The 18,519-nt window shown below is 43.4% G+C and carries 18 protein-coding genes and 1 pseudogene; 6 read left to right on the forward strand and 13 right to left on the reverse strand.

Annotated features, from left to right (window positions below; all coding sequences use genetic code 11):
* Positions 1-116 (forward strand): annotated as a pseudogene (locus tag AC4HAL_RS03860) (IS30 family transposase); the annotation flags it as partial.
* 128 nt (positions 117-244) lie between these two features.
* On the opposite strand, the gene AC4HAL_RS03865 reads toward AC4HAL_RS03860, so the two are convergent.
* The 9 genes from AC4HAL_RS03865 to AC4HAL_RS03905 form a co-directional block, all read right to left on the reverse strand.
* Entirely contained in the window at positions 245-1,636 is a 1,392-nt protein-coding gene (locus tag AC4HAL_RS03865; protein WP_491093066.1) for an oxaloacetate decarboxylase subunit alpha, read from the reverse strand.
* A gap of 116 nt (positions 1,637-1,752) precedes the next feature.
* A complete protein-coding gene (citX, locus tag AC4HAL_RS03870) occupies positions 1,753-2,301 on the reverse strand; it encodes a citrate lyase holo-[acyl-carrier protein] synthase (protein ID WP_491093067.1) in 549 nt (182 codons plus the stop codon).
* The gene (gene citF, locus AC4HAL_RS03875; protein ID WP_491093068.1) at positions 2,294-3,829 is read right to left on the reverse strand and encodes a citrate lyase subunit alpha; all 1,536 of its coding nucleotides are present in this window, start codon (positions 3,827-3,829) and stop codon (positions 2,294-2,296) included. Before citF ends, citX begins: the two co-directional genes overlap by 8 nt.
* A gap of 1 nt (position 3,830) precedes the next feature.
* On the reverse strand, positions 3,831-4,718 hold the full coding sequence (citE, locus tag AC4HAL_RS03880) for a citrate (pro-3S)-lyase subunit beta (protein ID WP_491093069.1): 888 nt from the start codon (positions 4,716-4,718) through the stop codon (positions 3,831-3,833).
* Positions 4,706-5,011, reverse strand: a complete 306-nt coding sequence (gene citD, locus AC4HAL_RS03885) for a citrate lyase acyl carrier protein (RefSeq protein ID WP_491093070.1) — start codon at positions 5,009-5,011, stop codon at positions 4,706-4,708. Before citD ends, citE begins: the two co-directional genes overlap by 13 nt.
* Positions 5,012-5,089: 78 nt before the next feature.
* Positions 5,090-5,218: an OadG-related small transporter subunit gene (locus tag AC4HAL_RS03890; RefSeq protein WP_491093071.1), complete on the reverse strand. Its 129-nt coding sequence runs from the start codon at positions 5,216-5,218 to the stop codon at positions 5,090-5,092.
* Positions 5,219-5,239: 21 nt separating this feature from the next.
* Positions 5,240-6,361, reverse strand: a complete 1,122-nt coding sequence (locus AC4HAL_RS03895; RefSeq protein WP_447452603.1) for a sodium ion-translocating decarboxylase subunit beta — start codon at positions 6,359-6,361, stop codon at positions 5,240-5,242.
* A gap of 29 nt (positions 6,362-6,390) precedes the next feature.
* Positions 6,391-6,786, reverse strand: a complete 396-nt coding sequence (locus AC4HAL_RS03900) for an acetyl-CoA carboxylase biotin carboxyl carrier protein subunit (protein WP_491093072.1) — start codon at positions 6,784-6,786, stop codon at positions 6,391-6,393.
* Positions 6,787-6,804: 18 nt separating this feature from the next.
* Positions 6,805-7,149: a hypothetical protein gene (locus AC4HAL_RS03905; RefSeq protein WP_491093073.1), complete on the reverse strand. Its 345-nt coding sequence runs from the start codon at positions 7,147-7,149 to the stop codon at positions 6,805-6,807.
* Between the two features lie 255 nt (positions 7,150-7,404).
* On the opposite strand from AC4HAL_RS03905, the gene AC4HAL_RS03910 reads away from it, so the two are divergent.
* The 3 genes from AC4HAL_RS03910 to citG all read left to right on the forward strand — a co-directional run bounded on the left by AC4HAL_RS03910 (position 7,405) and on the right by citG (position 10,713).
* On the forward strand, positions 7,405-8,808 hold the full coding sequence (locus AC4HAL_RS03910) for a CitMHS family transporter (RefSeq protein WP_491093074.1): 1,404 nt from the start codon (positions 7,405-7,407) through the stop codon (positions 8,806-8,808).
* A 322-nt stretch (positions 8,809-9,130) separates the two neighbouring features.
* Positions 9,131-9,823: a GntR family transcriptional regulator gene (locus tag AC4HAL_RS03915; RefSeq protein ID WP_447452607.1), complete on the forward strand. Its 693-nt coding sequence runs from the start codon at positions 9,131-9,133 to the stop codon at positions 9,821-9,823.
* The gene (citG, locus tag AC4HAL_RS03920) at positions 9,820-10,713 is read left to right on the forward strand and encodes a triphosphoribosyl-dephospho-CoA synthase CitG (RefSeq protein WP_491093075.1); all 894 of its coding nucleotides are present in this window, start codon (positions 9,820-9,822) and stop codon (positions 10,711-10,713) included. The genes AC4HAL_RS03915 and citG overlap by 4 nt, the downstream gene beginning before the upstream one ends.
* A 102-nt stretch (positions 10,714-10,815) precedes the next feature.
* On the opposite strand, the gene AC4HAL_RS03925 is transcribed toward citG, so the two are convergent.
* Positions 10,816-11,898 (reverse strand): AbrB family transcriptional regulator, encoded by a 1,083-nt coding sequence (locus AC4HAL_RS03925; RefSeq protein WP_491093076.1) that lies wholly within the window; start codon positions 11,896-11,898, stop codon positions 10,816-10,818.
* Positions 11,899-12,070: 172 nt separating this feature from the next.
* Between AC4HAL_RS03925 and citC the strand changes: the two genes are divergently transcribed.
* The gene (gene citC / locus AC4HAL_RS03930; protein ID WP_491093077.1) at positions 12,071-13,117 is read left to right on the forward strand and encodes a [citrate (pro-3S)-lyase] ligase; all 1,047 of its coding nucleotides are present in this window, start codon (positions 12,071-12,073) and stop codon (positions 13,115-13,117) included.
* A gap of 112 nt (positions 13,118-13,229) precedes the next feature.
* On the forward strand, positions 13,230-14,921 hold the full coding sequence (gene argS, locus AC4HAL_RS03935) for an arginine--tRNA ligase (RefSeq protein ID WP_491093078.1): 1,692 nt from the start codon (positions 13,230-13,232) through the stop codon (positions 14,919-14,921).
* A 298-nt stretch (positions 14,922-15,219) separates the two neighbouring features.
* On the opposite strand, the gene AC4HAL_RS03940 is transcribed toward argS, so the two are convergent.
* The 3 genes from AC4HAL_RS03940 to aspS all read right to left on the reverse strand — a co-directional run bounded on the left by AC4HAL_RS03940 (position 15,220) and on the right by aspS (position 18,459).
* On the reverse strand, positions 15,220-15,576 hold the full coding sequence (locus AC4HAL_RS03940) for a hypothetical protein (protein ID WP_491093079.1): 357 nt from the start codon (positions 15,574-15,576) through the stop codon (positions 15,220-15,222).
* Positions 15,577-15,776: 200 nt separating this feature from the next.
* The gene (locus tag AC4HAL_RS03945) at positions 15,777-16,718 is read right to left on the reverse strand and encodes a YitT family protein (protein ID WP_447452613.1); all 942 of its coding nucleotides are present in this window, start codon (positions 16,716-16,718) and stop codon (positions 15,777-15,779) included.
* Complete coding sequence (aspS, locus tag AC4HAL_RS03950) at positions 16,711-18,459, reverse strand: aspartate--tRNA ligase (RefSeq protein WP_491093080.1); 1,749 nt, start codon at positions 18,457-18,459, stop codon at positions 16,711-16,713. The genes AC4HAL_RS03945 and aspS overlap by 8 nt, the downstream gene beginning before the upstream one ends.
* Between the last annotated feature and the right edge of the window lie 60 nt (positions 18,460-18,519).

Genomic DNA, 18,519 nt, shown 5'->3' on the forward strand with positions numbered 1-18,519 from the left:
AAACCATTTTATCAGCTATAGCTGATAGGAGAAACAAGATTCCTAGAAAATCTCTAAATTATCAAACACCTTATCATGTTTTTCTGAGTCAGGTGAAACTGTCCAACTTAATTTGACAATTTAAGAGACTAAAACTATAGCAGCCCCCAGTCTGCGATAGTTCAAACACTATCTTAGACTGGTTGAGATGAGTAGAGACGAAGGAAGCTATCATGGTTGGTTACCTCGCCCTCAAATGTATGGACTAATCAAAATCAATCTGTACAGATACCGACTGTACAGGAACGTCATAAAAGGGATCCTCACGACGCCCCAAGAAATCTCTAGCCTGCTGAGGGAAAGAAGCGTAACTGAGCACATCTTCTTCGCTCTTAGCATAATCCGCGATTTCTTGACGCAAATCTGGCAATTGCGGTTCAATCAGATCGGCGGGGCGGACAGTAATGACTTCTTCATCGCCGATAATAAGCTGTTTAATCTTGTCATCAATGGCTGCTGGTGGACGCCCATAAAGTCCACGGACATAATCTTTAATCTCGTTTGGAATGACTTTATAGCGTTCCCCCGAAATAATATTCATGAGCGACTGGGTCCCAACCATTTGAGACAGTGGGGTTACTAGCGGTGGGTAGCCCAGATCCGCTCTGACACGAGGAACTTCAGCCAGAACTTCTTCATAGCGATCGGCTAGACCTTGCTCTGTTAGCTGACTGAGCAGATTCGATAACATACCGCCTGGAACCTGATAAATCAAGGTCTTAGGTTCAACATCCTTGACTTTAGGATTTAGGAGACCTTCTTTGCGGTAATGATCACGTACTGTATTAAAGTGAGCCGCTGCTGTTTCGACTTTTTTAAGGTCAACACCTGTTTCAAAGCCAAGTTCTTCGAGAGCGATAACCAAGGACTCCGTGGCTGGCTGGCTAGTTCCACCGGCAAAAGAAGAAACTGCCGTATCAATAATATCTGCTCCCGCCTCAGCTACTTTGAGGTAGGTCATTTCTGAGATTCCACTAGTAGCATGTGTGTGTACTTCAAGAGGGAGGTCTACTGCTTCCTTGATTTGTTTTACTAGCTCATAACCAGTCTGCGGCGTTAAAACGCCAGCCATGTCCTTTATACAAAGCGAATCTGCTCCGATTTCAGCATACTGCCTAGATAGATTAACAAAGTAATCTACCGTATGGACGGGACTGGTGGTGTAGGAAATAGCAACTTGGGCATGACCTCCGGCTGTTTTAGTAGCTGCTACAGCTGTTTGCAGATTGCGAGGATCATTGAGAGCATCAAAAATACGAACAATATCTATTCCATTTTCAACTGATTTTTGGATAAAGGATTCTACAACATCATCAGCATAATTGCGATAACCAAGCAGATTTTGCCCACGCAATAACATCTGGAGTTTGGTGTTTTTCACATGCTTACGGATGGTGCGCAGCCTTTCCCAAGGGTCTTCATCCAAAAAACGCAGACAGGAATCAAAAGTAGCTCCCCCCCACATTTCTAGGGCATGATAACCGGCTTCATCTAAAGTTTTTAAAACAGGGAGCATCTCTTGGGTAGTCATGCGCGTTGCAATCTGACTTTGCTGACCATCTCTTAGTACGGTTTCCGTAATACGGACTTTTGTCATTTCAATCTTCCTTTCATAAGGTATAAAGGACGCCTGCGGATTAAGCAAAATAGGAGATTTGACGAAGATGCTGGCATCTGGGAAAATCTTTTTGCCCAATCCTAGCTTGATTTTATTTACTTTTGATTGAGTAGGTTAACAATGGCACTTTGCACCTCTTGAATACTGTGCTTGCGAGAACGTCCACAGACCTTGGCGTCTTCTCTACAAATATAACAGCTTCTCGTAGGCAGCCCTAATTCTGTGCGACTTATGGCCTGGGCGCGATTGGTCTGTAAACTGAGCACATCCAAATCTAGTAAGCGTCCGATGGGAAGCTGGATCTCAAGAGCAACCATCCTTTGCTTTAGTTGCTCTGGCTCTAGATTGCTGACGAGATAGTATTCCCAGCCGGTCACTGATGTCCTAAGTTCCTCATAGACAGCTTGTAAACCGCTTTTTTCTTGCTGAAGGTGCTCGACCAGCTGAGTAAAAGCTCGGTTTAAAACCTGAGAGGTTTTAATTGGACCGGGGATATTCATAGTGGCGCAAAGCAGAGAGTGAGACTTATAAGTTTTCAGCAGTTCTGTCTGTTTACAGCTGCGGTCTTCACGCGCAGCCAGCATATCCTCCAAGCCTACTTGTGGTCCATCGAAGACTCTTTCGATACTTAGCTTTTCAGACATTGCGGACTACATCAATCAAGCTGCCATCGCGATACTCAATAAGGGCTACAACCTTGTCCCCATATTGGATAGGATCTGGATTACCAACAATCGCATAAGCCTTTTCTTTCAATTCTTCGATTGTGAATTGCGGTACTTTCAGGTCCTTAAAGTGTTCTATTAAATCGGGACGATTAGGATTGATGGCAATGCCCACTTCTGTCACAATGACATCAACACTGGTTCCGGGTGTAATGACGGTGTTAACCTTATCAACAAAGGTAGGAATGCGTCCGCGCACAAGAGGTGAAATGACTAAACTCATTTTGGCTGCGAAGGCCGTGTCACAATGGCCGCCTGATGCCCCGCGGATAACGCCATCTGATCCAGTCATAACATTGACATTAAAGTCTGTATCTACTTCTAAGGCCGAGAGCACACAGGTATCCAATTGATTGATCACAGAACCTTTGCTAAGCGGAGAGGCATACATATTAGCATCGATTTCATAATGCTTTTCAGCATTGCTGTCAAGCGATACGGCCGAAGGATGGTCAAAGTCCTGAACGTCCATAATTTTATCAACAAGACCTTCTTCCAGCAATTCTACCATGGCATTGGTGATACCACCGAGAGCAAAATTGGCTTTGATACCATCTTTAAGCATCTGCTCACGCATAAAACGCGTAACAGCTAATGAAGCTCCACCCGTTCCTGTTTGGAAGGAGAACCCTTCTTTATAGTAAGGAGAACCGGTGATAACCTTAGCCGCATACTCGGCAATGAGCAATTCTTTAGGATTTTTGGTGTAACGAGTTGCACCCTTAGCGATACCTTCGGGATCCCCAATCGCATCTACAACAACGACGTAATCGACATCTGTTTGCGGAATACTGATTGGCGTATTAGGGTAAGATACTAAGGTATCTGTAATGATAACAACCTGATCTGCGTACTTAGCGTCAATCATGGCGTAGCCCAGTGAACCACAGGTTGCCTTTCCTTTTGTTCCGTTGGCATTACCATAAGCGTCAGAGCTCGGAGCTCCTAAGAAAGCGACATCAATATGAATATCATCAGCTGCAATCGCACGGGCACGTCCTCCATGGGAGCGGATGACAACAGGGTTCTCCATGATTCCTTCTGAAATTGCGGCCCCAACCTTATCGCGCAGACCACTGGACGTGATATTAGTAACAACGCCATTTTTGATGTGATCGATCAAGGGAGCATGAACATTGGCGATAGAACTTGGGGCGATAGAGATATCTTTAATCCCCATCTTAGCAATTTCATCCAAAACCATGTTCATCACATAGTCACCTTCACGAAAATGGTGGTGGAAAGAGATAGTCATGCCATCTTTTAGTCCTGTTTTTTCAATCGCTTCACGGACAGAAGACAAGAGCTTGTCATCAGCGGGCTTCACTGGTTTCACCCGCCGACTGGATTCTTGATAATCTTTAATATGTGCCAATTCCCCTTCAAATACGCCGTAGCGCTCAGCATATTCTTGAGGAATATCACGACCTAATTTATTTTCTACCATTTTAAATATCCTCCTCGCTTAACACTCCAGCAGCCTTGGCCAAGGTAATAACACGTTCGGCGCGCTCAACAATCGGTTTATCAACCATCTTACCCTTGAGCGAAATAACACCAGAACCCTTGCTTTCTGCCTCACGAATTGCCCAAACAACTTCTTTGGCATTTTGAATTTCTTTTTCTGTTGGCGTATAGATTTCGTTAACCAAAGGAATTTGGCGAGGGTTGATAACGGATTTTCCATCGAATCCCAGTTGCTTAATTAAGCGCACTTCGTTTTGGAAGCCTTCGGGATTATTGACATCTGAGTAGACCGTATCAATCGCTGCAATGCCAGCTGCACGGGCAGCATGGAGAATCATGCTGCGAGCAAAGAAGAGCTCTTGACCATCGGGATAGCGACGGGTCTTCATGTTGGTTACATAATCTTCTGCACCTAAGGCAATACCGATTAGACGATCAGAAGCCTTGGCAATGGCTGGGGCATTGAGGACACCTTCGGCAGACTCGATAGCAGCCATCATCTTAGTACGGCCGATTTCAATACCGTTGTCACGTTCCACTTTCTCAATAACTGTTTCGACATCAATAATGTCTTGGGCTGTTTCCGTTTTAGGTAGACGGACTACATCGACGCCAGCAAGAACGACAGCCTCAACATCCAGTGCGCCGCAGGTATCCAGACCATTCACCCGGACAACTGTCTCTACCTGACTGTAGTCAAAAGTCTTAAGAGCAAAGTGTACCAATGCTCTGGATGTATCTTTTTCTTTTAAGGAGACCGAGTCTTCTAAATCAAACATAATGGAGTCTGCGCCATACAGCGGAGCATCCCTAAGCATGGCTGCATTGGCTCCGGGGACAAACATCATTGTTCTTCTTAAGCGTTCCATGCGTCAATCTCCTTCCAGTTGTACTGCTCTACTCCTGCTGCTCTGTGAACTGCAGCAAGCGTACGCGCCTGAATGGTACAATCCAAAGCTCCCTTATCAACCGCTTGAACAGCAGCTGACTGGACATCTAGCTTGTTCAGTGTTTCTTGGATAACTGTCCTAATCTGCTGACCAAATTGCTTTTCAACACTGCTTTCCAATTCAATAGAAATACCATCATTACTCGGACTGACCGTTACCATAATATCACTGGATTCCAGTGAACCGGCAACAGCTGTTTGTTTAATATTCATAATTCACCTCATATTACTATAATATTAATATGCGGCGCAGGTGAGACAATCCCACGAGTGTCGCGTATGATAACTAAGCTATTTTTTTACTGGAAAAATTTTGAGCAGCAATTCCGCAGCAGCATACAAAATTCCCAACACAATGAAAACTCCAGCCATACCTAAGCCCATCAGTTCAAAGGCTTGAATTAAATCATCTATTGACATAATAATCTCTCCTCACCTTTTTTAACTAAAGAATGACAGCAGCAAACCACCTGCAATTACAGAGGCAATTTGCCCTGATACATTGGCACCAACTGCGTACATCAAAATAAAGTTCTGTGGATCTTCATCCGTTGCCATTTTTTGGATAACCCGACTGGACATGGGGAAGGCGGAAATCCCGGCAGCACCAATCATCGGATTGATTTTCTTGCGGCGGAAAATATTCAAAATCTTAGCAAAAATAACCCCTCCGACAGAGTCCATAATGAAAGCGACTAGGCCAAAAAGAATAATCATGAGGGTCTGCACATTTAAGAACTGATCGGCCTGCATTTTAACTGAAATCGTTAGCCCCAAGAGAATGCTGACAATATTAACCAACTCATTTTGGGCTGTTTGCGATAAACGATCTAAAACACCACATTCACGCAAGAGATTACCAAACATCAGAAAACCAACAAGCGGTAGAGAGATAGGTGCGATAAAACCTGCAACAATGGTAATAACAATTGGAAATAGAATTTTAGTTAATTTAGAAACATCTTCTGCCTTATAGGTCATACGGATGCGACGTTCCTTTTTAGTCGTAACCAGCTTAATGGCAAAAGGCTGGATAATAGGAACCAAGGCCATATAAGAGTAGGCCGCGACCGTTATCGGCCCCAGTAATTTAGGGGCCAGCTGGTTGGCGACAAAGATTGAAGTTGGCCCATCAGCAGCCCCGATAATTCCGATAGAAGCGGCTTCTTTAATATCGAAACCGGCCATGACAGCGACAACGACAACAAAGAAAATCCCAAACTGAGCTGCCGCGCCAAAGAGCAGCATAAATGGATTCTGTAGCAAGGGGCCAAAGTCAATCATGGCTCCGATACCGATAAAAATCAAAAGAGGAAAGAGTTCCGTGTTAATCCCTATCTTAAAGAGGATATCAAATACACCTTCCTGTTTAACCCCGTTAACCACCTGAGTTAGAACCCCAGTTCCCGGGAAATTAACCAGCAAGGTACCAAGTCCCATGGGGACTAAGAGGGTTGGTTCATATTCTTTCTTGATCCCCAAATACATCAAGATGGCTCCAATAACCATCATAATGATTTGAGGAAGAGTGATGGAGGTAATTCCTGAAATTAAAGTGTCCACAAATCCACTTCCTTTCTTGTTATAGGTATTTAGGCAATCGTAATAAGACCGTCACCGGCATTAACGACTTGCCCTTCTTTTACATGAACGGCAGAGACAGTGCCCGAAGCATTAGCCACAATTTCATTCTCCATTTTCATGGCTTCCAGAATCATGAGGGGTTGATTTTCTGAAACGGTATCACCTGGGTTAACCAAAATTTTGAGGATTGTTCCCGGCATTGGCGCTGGCATGGCATCTGCCCCCGCTGGTGATGAAGCAACTGGATTTGGAGCAGGTGCGGCTGGAGCGGGTTCAGTCGGCTGAGGCGCGGCTACAGTTGGTGCTGGAGCAGGTGCGGCTGGGGCTGCTGGACTAGCGCCAATTTCTTCCATTTCAACCAGATACTCTTTCCCATCTACAGAGATCTTAAATTTACGTAACATAAGCAATGTTCTCCTTTATTATTGGTTTTGGTTTTTCTTTTGGTAAATCGCTTTAATAGCGAGCTGACTGTCTGTCCGTTCACCGGCAGCGATACTGGCGGCAATCAAAGATAGCGTCTTAACTTCTGGATTGCGCTGCCAAACTTTCTTGACCACAAATTGACTATCAGGATAATCACCAGCAGCAATGGCTGATGCTAATATACTGATCAGTTCGATATCTTCTGGGGCAGCTGGAATAAAAGCTGGCAAAGGCTCCCAGCACGACTCCTCCCCTGACTGACTCGTGTTGTCATAGACTTGTTCACCGCTGGGGTTAGGATTATCCGCCTTGCTGTGAAATAAACGCTGAAAAATGCCCATGACCGTCCTCCTTTCTCCTTAAGTATAAAATGAGAGGGGCAGTGCCCATTAAGGCTTCTATACATTTTGATTATATAATGATTTAGCGGTTTCGCATGCTTTTTTTGTGTTTTTTCTAGCAGATTTTTATGTTTTTTTTGTGTTTTTTCAGAATAATAGGTCTTTGTTTCTGAAGCGCTTTCATATATACTAGAATTGTTTAAGAAATTTCTACATCGTAAATAATTATATTAATCAAATAAAAGGAGCACTGCCATGTTACTCACAATTTTAGCTTATGCTATGATTATCGTTTTCATGTATGTTGTTATGAGGAAAAAAATGTCTCCGCTAACAGCATTGATTATGATTCCACTTGTCGCAGCAGTTATTGCTATTCTGACAGGGGTCGTTGATTTACAGGCCGACAAAGCCTTCGTCGAATTTCTCGGTGATGATAGCATTTCCAAAAATCTAACGGCCATCGGTCCAATGGTTATGTACGGGATTAATAATACGGCACAAACTGGTATCATGCTGCTATTTGCCATTCTGTATTTCTCTATCATGCTTGATGCCGGCTTGTTCGATCCCATTACAGAAAAAATGATTCGCTTTGCCAAAGGGGATCCATTGAAGGTCTTGATTGCAACTGCTGTCGTTGCCGCTGCTGTATCCCTCAATGGTGACGGTACAACAACAACACTGATTTGCTGTTCAGCCTTTTTGCCAATCTATAAAAAGCTGGACATGCGGATTATGAATTTGGCTGTTTTGATCATCCTGCAAAATACAATCATGAACCTTCTGCCTTGGGGCGGACCAACAGCACGCGCTATGTCAGTGCTCAATGTCGGAGCTGAAATCCTCAGCTACTTAGCACCAGGTATGATCCTGTCTGTCCTCTATGTTATCTTCTTTGTTGCTAGAAGCATGGGTAAAAAGGAACGTAAACGGTTAGGAATTTCCGAATTATCAGATGAAGAAATTTCTGAACTGACCAAGGTCACAGACCCAGAGGTTCTAAAGATTCGCCGTCCCAAGAACTTTATTTTCAATGCCCTCCTGACCGTTATCCTTATCGCTTGGCTGGTTGCCAGTTCATTTGTCCCTGCAATTGAGATGCCATCACTTATGCTCTTTGCAGTTGGTACCTGTATCGCATTGATGGTTAACTACCCTAACTTAAAAGATCAATCTAAACGTATTAGTGAAAATGCCGGAGACGCTGTTCAAGTTGTTATTCTGGTCTTTGCTGCTGGTATCTTTATGGGACTTTTCCAAGGTACTGGTATGGCTAACGCCTTAGCTACAAGCTTTACAGCCATCATTCCAAAACAATTAGCCGGCTTCTGGGGCTTAGTGATTGCCTTTATCTCCGCTCCTGGTACCTTCTTTATATCCAACGATGGCTTCTACTATGGTATCATGCCAATCTTGGCACAAGCGGGTGCTCAGTACGGCTTTAGCAATATGGCTATGGCCTTGGCATCGCTGATGGGACAAGCTTTCCACTTGCTCAGTCCTCTGGTAGCCTTTATCTACTTGCTCCTTCGCCTAACAGGACTGGATATGGGGGAATGGCAAAGAGAATCGGCTAAATATGCTGTGGTTATCTTTGTTATCTTTGTGGTGACTATTCTGGTAATGGGCCATATGCCTCTCTACATCCCTCAGTAAGAAGCTTGAAGCTAAGTCTCTCACCTGTTTGTGTTCCCTCTTGTTTTCAGCCGTGAAAAAACGCTCCAGTGGAGCGTTTTTTGAGTGCTTATAAATAGTTCGGAAATTGGTTAAGATTTTGTCTTAATAACTCTAATATCGCTTACTCTTTATTCTTGGCTATTGGCAGTCCCAGTAAAAATATTTATTCTCTAAATGCTCCCCTTGCTATGCTTCCTATCTTTCCTCGAATTACTTAAGAGCTCCCTAGGGGTAGGAAAGGAAAAGCATTTTTCTATAAATTTCGTTATAATAGAGAAATAACACCTTACAAGGAGAAAGAATGTCTCAAATTATTGAAGCCATAAAAAACAATTTGGATTTAACCAAAAATGTTCCCTTGAAAATCTCATTTTATGAGGCTTTAAAAAAGACTATTATTATGAGTGAGATTCCTGCGGGTGCACGCATCAATGAAAAAGAGCTCTCAGCGGCTCTCAACATCAGCAGGACACCAATTCGCTATGCCTTAAGCGTCTTGGAGGAGGAAAAGCTGGTCGAACATATTCCCAAAAAAGGCATCATTGTGCGCGGTATCAGTCTTAAGGATGCCATAGAAATTTTCGATATCCGAAAGGCTCTTGATACCTTGGCAGCTACCAAAGCTATGTACTTAATGACCGAGGCCGATTTTGCAGACATGGAAAAGATTCTAACCGACTGTGAGGGCTTTATTGACGATGGGGACGTGGAACAAATCCTACAGAACTTCAATCAGTTTAATGAGCTCATCTATCAAAAGAGTCAAATGCTCCGCCTGCGCGAGATTGTGCTGGAACTGCAGACCTACCTTAGATATTTCCGAGAAATCTCAATCGGTTCTCTGGAACGACGTAAGCAGGCGTTAGCTGAACATTGGATTATCTACCGCGGGATGAGAAATAAGGACGTTGAGCAGATTACCTTAATCACGCACGAACACCTTAATTCTTCCCTGAATTTTATCATGAAGGAAATGGAAAGCAGAAAAACATGACTGATACAGATTTAGCTGTTTATGCCTATGCAGCTAGGCAAGCGCTGCTTTACGAGCTAAATTTGAGCCCTAAACCCGGACTGGTAGACCGCTTTGATAATGGAGCTCACAAGGATATGACCTATGCTAGTTTTATCGCGAGTATAGAAGCTCTGTTTCCCTTTTTCGAGCGCTATATTCAGACTGGTTGGCACTATGCCTCTGATAAGCCTCAGTTTATCTTTGAGCGTTTACGTTCCATCGGTATAGAAGCAGAAAAAGCCATGTTTCAAGCTACAAATGGGGTCAATACCCATAAAGGAGTCAATTTTTCTCTGGCCTTGCTGCTGGGAGCAACCGGTATTTATCTGGCTAAGAATGACTCTAAGACCAAATGTGTTACTTTTACCCCTCAGACAAGCCAAGATCTTGCCCAACTAGTTCAAACGATATCCGCTCAGGCTATACAGGCCGATTGGGAGCAGTTAGATACAAAGACCAAGCTTAGTTATGGGGAGCGTCTGTTTCTTGATTACGGCATTAAGGGACCTCGCGGGGAAGCTGCAGCAGGCTTCCCAACCCTGATTGATAGAGCCCTGCCTTTTTTTCGACAGGAGCTAAAAGCAAAGCAGGATCCGGAATGGAGTCAGCTAAGACTGCTGCTTTACTTAATGTCTCAACTTGAAGATGGCAATATCATCCATCGAGGCGGGCTTGAAGCTTGGCAGCTGGTCAAAAAAGAATCCCGTCTTTTATTGCTTAGCGAAGACTTGAAAACTTCAAAAAAGCTCTTAAGACAAGAATTATCGGACTATAACCAAACACTGATTGAGCGCAATCTCAGTCCCGGAGGCAGCGCTGATCTGCTAGCCTTAACACTTTATTTTGCTTTTTTAGAACGATTATTGTAACCCTATACAAAATAATGAGCCCTTTCACTGCGTGAAGCATCCTCCAAAAGTTAAATTTTCTATCTAACTTTTGGAGTGCACTTCAGCGTTAAAAGAGCTCTTTTATAAAACGGTCACAAGCCATCTGACAATAAAAGGCATGATAAGAGTCGTGTAAATAGTTCGGCTAATTTGCATACCGGCTATTTTAGGCATATCTCCGCCCAGTTCTCCAGCTAACAGGGAAATATCTGTTGCCCCCGCAGGAGAGGAGGCAAATAAGGCCGACTGTAGATCAAGCAAACCAGTTTTATAAACAAGAAAACCAAATAGACCATTAATAAGCAGATAACTGGCTAATAGAAGAAGGATAGGAATCAATAAATGAAACATTCTAAATAAGCTGGTCTGGGTAAAATTAACCCCTATCAGCGCACCTGCAACAATCTGCGCTAGGTAACGAATAGAAATGGAGAGCTGCTTGGTGTCCCGCAGTATTTTCAAGACACAAGAAAAAATCAGGGAGAAAATTAAGGCGCCTACAGGAATGCCAAGCCACCACCCTAGCAGGCCTCCCAAGCTAGCGATGCAGAGAATTAAGGCATTATTTTTCCACTGCTGGCTCTTGGTCAGCTCGGTTCTTATGTGTGTTGACAACTGTTGGGGAGGAGCGGAGATATCTGCTTTAGAAGCAGTCGGCGAGATGGGCGTTATTTTTTTAGTCAACCAGGCTACCCAAAGCGGTAAAATAATTAGAATGCCGATCAGCCTAGCTGACTGCAAGGTAGCTACAATGTCTGACTGAGCCCCCATATCAATACTCATCAAGGAGACATCAACAATCCCTCCCGGTAAACAGCTCAAAAAGGCGGTTACTGGATCTAGCTGAAAGAAGGCTATAAATACTAGTCCTACAAACACCATGTTAAGTGTGAATAAGCCCATCAAGCCAGCAATAGGTTTAGCCAGATGCGGAAGGTTGCGCAGGTCTGATTTAGAGACTTGCTGGCCGATATAGGCACCGCTGACAATTTGGGCAAAGATTTTTGCGCCAGAAGCAATAACCATCTGTCCCGTTATGATAGAAACAGTAGCGACGGCTATCATGCTCCCCACCATAAAGGGGGCTGGAAGGCCAATTTTTTTCGCCAGTACACCACCAAGAAGTCCTACTGTCACTGTTAAAAAAAGGTGCCCTATCATCATTTTCGCCTTCCCATCATTTGATTCTGTATCTTTATCTGTCTCAATTATGACATATTTTGAAGGACTTATAAAGTTAGCTGTGTACTAAAAGTGTTTTAAAAAGAACTAGCATTGAAAAGCTGTTTTTAATAGTGGTACAATAAGGCAAAAGCCAATAGAGGAGGATAGGCTGATGTCAACTGATACCATTTCAAAGATTTTTCCCTGGGACACTGCTAGCCTCAAAAAGATCGATGAACTGTTAGAGCGAGAAGGACTTAAGCGAGACGCTCATCTCGATTATACCTGCGCTATTTTTAATGAGAACCTTGAAGTAATTGCGACGGGGAGCTGTTTTGGAAATACGCTGCGCTGTCTCAGCGTCGATCATCGTTATCAGGGAGCTGGCCTGCTGAATAAAATCGTCACCCATTTGGTTCAGGTTCAATGGGAACGCGGAAACACCCATTTATTTCTCTATACTAAACCCTGCACAGCTAAATACTTTGCGGATCTGGGCTTCCATGATATCGTTAGATTGCCTCAGGTAGTTTTTATGGAAAATAAAAAGACAGGGTTCAAAAACTATCTGTCAAGCTTAGAATCATCTCCTAACCCAGAAGCACAGACAGCTGCCTTAGTCTTAAATGCCAATCCTTTTACACTGGGGCACCAGTATCTGATTGAGCGGGCTGCAGCCGAGAATGACTACCTGCATGTCTTTATCGTCAGTGAAGATACCAGCCTGATTCCCTTTAAAATCCGTAAGGACTTGATTAAACGGGGAACTGCCCATCTGGACAATATTATTTACCATGACACAGGGGATTACATCATCAGTCGTGCCACCTTTCCCAGCTACTTTTTGCAGGAAGAAGAAGCGGTTATCAGAGGACAGGCCTTGATCGATGTTAATATTTTTATCCAGATTGCTAAAGGACTAGGTATTTCTAAACGCTATGTCGGAGAGGAACCTCGGAGTTTTGTGACTAATATTTATAATCAAATTATGCAGGAGGAGTTGCCCAAGGCTGACATTGACTGCCTGCTTGTCCCAAGAAAAACAACTGCTGACGGACAAGTCATCAGTGCTTCTACAGCTCGCCAAGTTATCAAAGAAGGACAACTGGAGCGCCTAAAGGATCTGCTGCCAGAAACTAGTCTCCATTACTTTTTGAGCGCTGAAGCGCAGCCTTTGATTTCAAGCATTCAAAAGGCTGAGGAAGTCATTCATTATTGAGGTCAAACTATTTTTGACTCATAGGGGGAGATAAAAGCTTTAGCAATAAGCTAGCTTAAAAAACTAGGCTAATTATGTTACAATAAAATGAATACTTTCACAGGAGAAAATCATGGATAACAAACTTACTATCGCCCGAGAAATCAAGGCTGTCCTGCCTGATTTAGCGGTTGAAGATATTATTAGTCTACTGGAAACCCCTAAGAATTCGACCATGGGAGACTTGGCTTTTCCTGCTTTTTCTCTGGCTAAAACCCTGCGCAAGGCACCGCAGATAATTGCCAGTGATATTGCTGAAAAAATTGATAAACAACCATTTGATAAAGTTCAGGCTGTCGGCCCTTACGTTAATTTCTTTCTTAACAAGAAGGACACTTCTCAGGCAGTCTTGGCTGAAGTTTTGCAAAAGGGAAAGGGCTATGCCGCCCAAAATATCGGTCAGGGACGTCATATTACTCTTGATATGTCTAGTCCTAATATTGCTAAGCCCTTCTCCATCGGACATTTGCGTTCAACAGTTATCGGGGACAGTCTTGCTAAGATTTTTGAAAAGATTGGTTATCGGCCTGTTAAAATCAATCATTTGGGTGACTGGGGCAAACAGTTTGGTTTATTAATCGTTGCTTATAAAAAATGGGGAGATGAGGAAGCTGTCAGAGCCAATCCCATCAATGAACTGCTGCAGCTCTATGTTCGTATCAATAAGGAAGCCAAGGAGCACACTGAGCTCGATGAGGAAGCTCGTGAGTGGTTCCGCAAATTAGAGGCTGGAGATTCGGAGGCTATTGAACTCTGGCAATGGTTTCGCGATGAAAGTTTAGTTGAATTCAACCGCCTCTACGATGAACTCCAAGTCAGCTTTGACAGCTACAATGGGGAGGCTTTCTACAATGATAAAATGGACGAAGTGGTTTCTCTCCTAGAAGAGAAAGGGCTCTTGCAGGAGTCTCAGGGGGCTCAGGTTGTCAATCTTGAAAAATATGGCATCGAACACCCTGCCTTGATTAAAAAATCTGACGGCGCCACCCTTTATATCACTCGTGATATCGCCGCAGCACTTTACCGCAATCGTACCTATGATTTCGCCAAATCTGTCTATGTCGTTGGAAACGAGCAGGCAAGCCATTTCAAACAACTCAAGGCGGTTTTAACAGAGATGGGTTACGATTGGGCAGACGATATTGTTCATGTGCCTTTTGGCCTAGTCACAAAAGATGGGAAGAAGCTATCAACTCGTAAGGGCAACGTTATCCTTTTAGAACCAACGATTGCAGAGGCTATCAAGCGGGCCCAAGAACAAATCAACGCTAAAAATCCTAACCTGCCTAATAAATCGGAGGTCGCTCACGCTGTTGGTGTGGGAGCTATCAAATTTTATGATCTTAAAACAGATCGTCTCAACGGTTATGACTTTGATCTAGATGCTATGGTTTCGTTTGAAGGAGAGACCGGCCCTTATGTCCAATATGCCTATGCTCGGATTCAATCCATCCTTCGCAAAACGGACTTCAAGGTTGATCCAGCAGCTGACTATTCCTTAGATGATGCTGAAAGCTGGGAAATTGTCAAATTAATTCAAAATTTCCCAGCCACTATCAAGCGAGCGGCCGATAATTTTGAACCATCTGTCATTGCAAAATTTGCTATTAATCTGGCTCAAGCCTTCAATAAATATTACGCTCATACCCGTATTTTAGATGACAGTTCAGAACGCGACAGTCGTCTAGCCCTCAGCCACGCGACAGCCACTGTCCTCAAAGAAGCTCTGCGCCTCTTGGGGGTTGAAGCGCCTGAAGAGATGTAAATTGATGGCCAAGGCTTTGCCCTCATCCATAAAATGCTGTGAGCTCTTACAGTTGCGATATAATGAAGCTCAAAAATACTATTAACCTAGAAGGAGCATATTTCTCCTCCTAGGCTTTTCTTTACTTTCTCACATTAAACAGACTTTAAAAGATAAAAAAAGAGCCTGACCAAGTGAACAGCTCCCTAAAAGTTAGAGAAAAAATCTAGTGATTGGGGGCAGGTCAGTTTAGTTTGGTCAGGTTCTATGATTTTGAATAAACGAATAAACTCCTAACACCATTTAAGCTCTCGATCACTCACTCCTTCTTTTTAGTCACCCATCTGGCAATTCCAGCAACTAACAGTACTGTTATTAGGATAAAGGCAACAATAGCTACCGTAGCACCTACCGCATCAGGTAAAGGACTAAGTCTATTTATTAACCGAAGAACGGAAAGAGTGGCGATAAGGAATAAGGTAGAGGATTCAATCCTAATCAGTGAAACTATCTCATTATCAATTGCCCATAAAAACCCAGGGAAGCACAGCAGGGTTATTGCCATTATAAACAGGTTTGAGAGTTTCTCTTCACCATTGTTAAGCAATGTCATCATAAGGACATTTGATATAACGATAAGGATCGTACAAATCGTAAAAGAACTTTTTCTTTTCATGATAGCCACCTCAGCTTTTGGACAAATTTAACGCTACCTTGTATTGCGTGATAGCCAGTATATAAACAGAACAGTTTCACTCAAATCGATCGGCCTGTTATTGTAAATGATTTTACTAGAATCCTCAAGCTAGTTCAGAATCATTTGACAGCAGGCAAAAATTATTTGGCAAAAGCAACAGGCACTTGATTTGAACTATACTAATCTTCCTCAGCAAAACGGCCTAGGATGTGGACATCTTCAGCAATGGAAACAAAGGCTTCAGGATCGCTCTTATGCATAACCTCTTTAAAGTCACTAAACTCTTCACGAGTAATAATTGTAATCAAGACAGCTTTCTTTTCATGATTATAGGTGCCTTCAGCATCGTTAATCAAAGTAACACCGCGATGGAGCTGCTTATGGATTTTTTTGATAACGCGCTCAGGCTGGTTGGTTACTATCGTTGCTTGCATTTTCTTTTGCTTTGTGAAAAGAGCATCAGTCATCCGACTGGAAACAAAAATGGTAACCATTGAATATAAGGCATACTGCCAACCAAATAATATACCAGCAAAAACCATGATAAAACCATTAACAATCAACGAAATGGAACCAACATCACGGCCTGTTTTCTTGCGAATATAAAGGCTGACAATGTCAGTACCCCCGCTAGAAATGCGCGAGCGCAAACCATAGCCTATCCCAATTCCCATAATTAAACCGCCAAAAATAGCATTGATTAGGGGATCTTTGGTCAATGTAACCTGGGGCATTATCTGGATAAAGAAGGAACTGACGGTTACTGTGATAAAGGTAAATATTGTGAAACGGTGGCCAATCTTAAACCAGGCTAGTAACATTAGAGGAATATTGATGGCATAAAAGGTGATCCCTACAGGAATGACAAAGCCGACAAAACGCTCACTGAGTGCAGATAAGACTTGAGCTAGACCAGTCGCCCCACTTGAGTACACATGTCCCGGTTGAAAAAAGAAGTTTACCGCAATACTAGAAAGAATTCCGTAAAAGAGCGAGGCCGAGATTTTCTCAGCGTACTTCTCACGGGAAATACTGCGGGCCGCATGAAGCAGACCGACCTTTTTAGCTGCCTTACCAACAGCATATTTAAATTGTCGCTTAGGCTGTGTTTTTTTATTCATGGTCTTGCACTTGCAGAGCTAGTTCTTCCAATTGTTTATCTGCTACAAGGCTCGGTGCCTGAGTCATCGGGTCTGAAGCTTTGTTGTTTTTAGGGAAGGCAATAACTTCACGAATATTGTCTTCGCCAGCTAAAATCATGACAAAGCGATCGAGTCCAATCGCTAAGCCACCATGCGGTGGGAAACCGTAATCCATAGCTTCCAACAAAAAGCCAAATTGCTCCTTAGCTGATTCTTGGCTGAAGCCAAGAGCCTTGAGCATACGCTCTTGCAAGTCTTTTTGATTGATACGCAGACTACCGCCGCCTAGTTCGTAACCATTTAAGACAATATCGTAAGCTACCGCACGAACCCTGGATAGATCACCTTCCAATTCATAAACCGATTCTTCCGTTGGCAGTGTAAAAGGATGGTGAGCTGACATATAACGCCCTTCTTCTTCTGACCACTCAAACATTGGCCAGTCAACTACCCAAAGGAAATTGAAGGCAGAGTTGTCAATCATGTCAAGATCCTTGGCTAGACGTATACGCAGACCACCCAGCGTTGCGTTGGCAACCTCAAGCCTATCTGAAACAAAGAGAACCAAGTCGTTGTCAACTAATTGTAAACGATCTGTCAATGCGCCTGCAATATCTGTTAGAAACTTAGCAACTGGACCTGTCACTTCACCATTTACAAGTTTAATCCAAGCTAGACCTTTAGCGCCGTACTGCTTAGCCACTTCTGTTAATTTATCGATGTCTTTACGGGAGTATTTATCGGCGGCATCTTTCACTACGATAGCTTTTACAACAGGTGCTTGAGAGAAGACCTTGAATTCAATGTCCTTAACAAGATCTGTCAAGTCTTGTAAAAGCATGTCAAAGCGTGTATCGGGCTTATCTGAACCATAGTTGTTCATAGCATCATCGTAGCTCATACGAGGGAAAGGAAGCGCTACATCAACACCTTTGGTCTCCTTCATGACACGTGCGATCAAGCCTTCAGTAATATCTTGGATTTCTTGCTCATCAAGAAAGGAAGTTTCCAAATCAATCTGTGTAAACTCAGGTTGACGGTCCCCACGCAAGTCTTCATCACGGAAACACTTAACTATCTGATAGTAACGGTCAAGCCCAGCGTTCATTAACAGCTGCTTAGTAATTTGTGGGCTTTGCGGCAGGGCATAAAAGTGACCTTGGCTGACACGAGAAGGCACCAAGTAGTCACGCGCTCCTTCTGGTGTTGACTTGGTCAGCATCGGTGTTTCCACATCGATGAATTCCAACTCATCAAGGTAGTTACGCACACTGTGAGTTACCTTGGCGCGCAGCTTGAGGTTACCCAGCATATTAGGGCGGCGGAGATCCAGATAACGGTAACGTAAACGATTTTCATCGGTCATTTCCGCATCATCTTTAATTTCAAAAGGTGTTGTCTTAGCCGTATTGAGGATAGTCAGTTCACTGACTTGGAGTTCAACCTGACCAGTTGCAATCTTATCATTAGCCTGCTCACGGCTTTGAACAGTCCCTGTTACCTCAATAACAAATTCACTGCGCAGACTTTCAGCCTTAGTCATAACGTCGCTAGACACTTGTTCAGGATTGATAACCAGTTGCATGATACCTTCGCGATCACGCAAGTCAATAAAGATTAAACCACCGAGGTCACGGCGGCGGGCAACCCACCCTTTAAGGGTAATCTGACTTCCAATATGGTCACTGCGAACATGACCAGCATACATACTACGTTTCATACTTTGAGACACCAAGCCCAAAACGGCTTTATCCTTTCTCCATCTGAGTTTTTACATTCT

It is taken from the genome of Streptococcus sp. ELY_125 (genome assembly GCF_058314535.1).

Coding starts and splice junctions, on each gene's coding strand:
- AC4HAL_RS03865 (WP_491093066.1), bottom strand. CDS start 1,636: ATGACAAAAGTCCGTATTACGGAAACCGTACTAAGAGATGGTCAGCAA.
- citX (WP_491093067.1), bottom strand. CDS start 2,301: ATGTCTGAAAAGCTAAGTATCGAAAGAGTCTTCGATGGACCACAAGTA.
- citF (WP_491093068.1), bottom strand. CDS start 3,829: ATGGTAGAAAATAAATTAGGTCGTGATATTCCTCAAGAATATGCTGAG.
- citE (WP_491093069.1), bottom strand. CDS start 4,718: ATGGAACGCTTAAGAAGAACAATGATGTTTGTCCCCGGAGCCAATGCA.
- citD (WP_491093070.1), bottom strand. CDS start 5,011: ATGAATATTAAACAAACAGCTGTTGCCGGTTCACTGGAATCCAGTGAT.
- AC4HAL_RS03890 (WP_491093071.1), bottom strand. CDS start 5,218: ATGTCAATAGATGATTTAATTCAAGCCTTTGAACTGATGGGCTTAGGT.
- AC4HAL_RS03900 (WP_491093072.1), bottom strand. CDS start 6,786: ATGTTACGTAAATTTAAGATCTCTGTAGATGGGAAAGAGTATCTGGTT.
- AC4HAL_RS03905 (WP_491093073.1), bottom strand. CDS start 7,149: ATGGGCATTTTTCAGCGTTTATTTCACAGCAAGGCGGATAATCCTAAC.
- AC4HAL_RS03910 (WP_491093074.1), top strand. CDS start 7,405: ATGTTACTCACAATTTTAGCTTATGCTATGATTATCGTTTTCATGTAT.
- AC4HAL_RS03915 (WP_447452607.1), top strand. CDS start 9,131: ATGTCTCAAATTATTGAAGCCATAAAAAACAATTTGGATTTAACCAAA.
- citG (WP_491093075.1), top strand. CDS start 9,820: ATGACTGATACAGATTTAGCTGTTTATGCCTATGCAGCTAGGCAAGCG.
- AC4HAL_RS03925 (WP_491093076.1), bottom strand. CDS start 11,898: ATGATGATAGGGCACCTTTTTTTAACAGTGACAGTAGGACTTCTTGGT.
- citC (WP_491093077.1), top strand. CDS start 12,071: ATGTCAACTGATACCATTTCAAAGATTTTTCCCTGGGACACTGCTAGC.
- argS (WP_491093078.1), top strand. CDS start 13,230: ATGGATAACAAACTTACTATCGCCCGAGAAATCAAGGCTGTCCTGCCT.
- AC4HAL_RS03940 (WP_491093079.1), bottom strand. CDS start 15,576: ATGAAAAGAAAAAGTTCTTTTACGATTTGTACGATCCTTATCGTTATA.
- AC4HAL_RS03945 (WP_447452613.1), bottom strand. CDS start 16,718: ATGAATAAAAAAACACAGCCTAAGCGACAATTTAAATATGCTGTTGGT.
- aspS (WP_491093080.1), bottom strand. CDS start 18,459: ATGAAACGTAGTATGTATGCTGGTCATGTTCGCAGTGACCATATTGGA.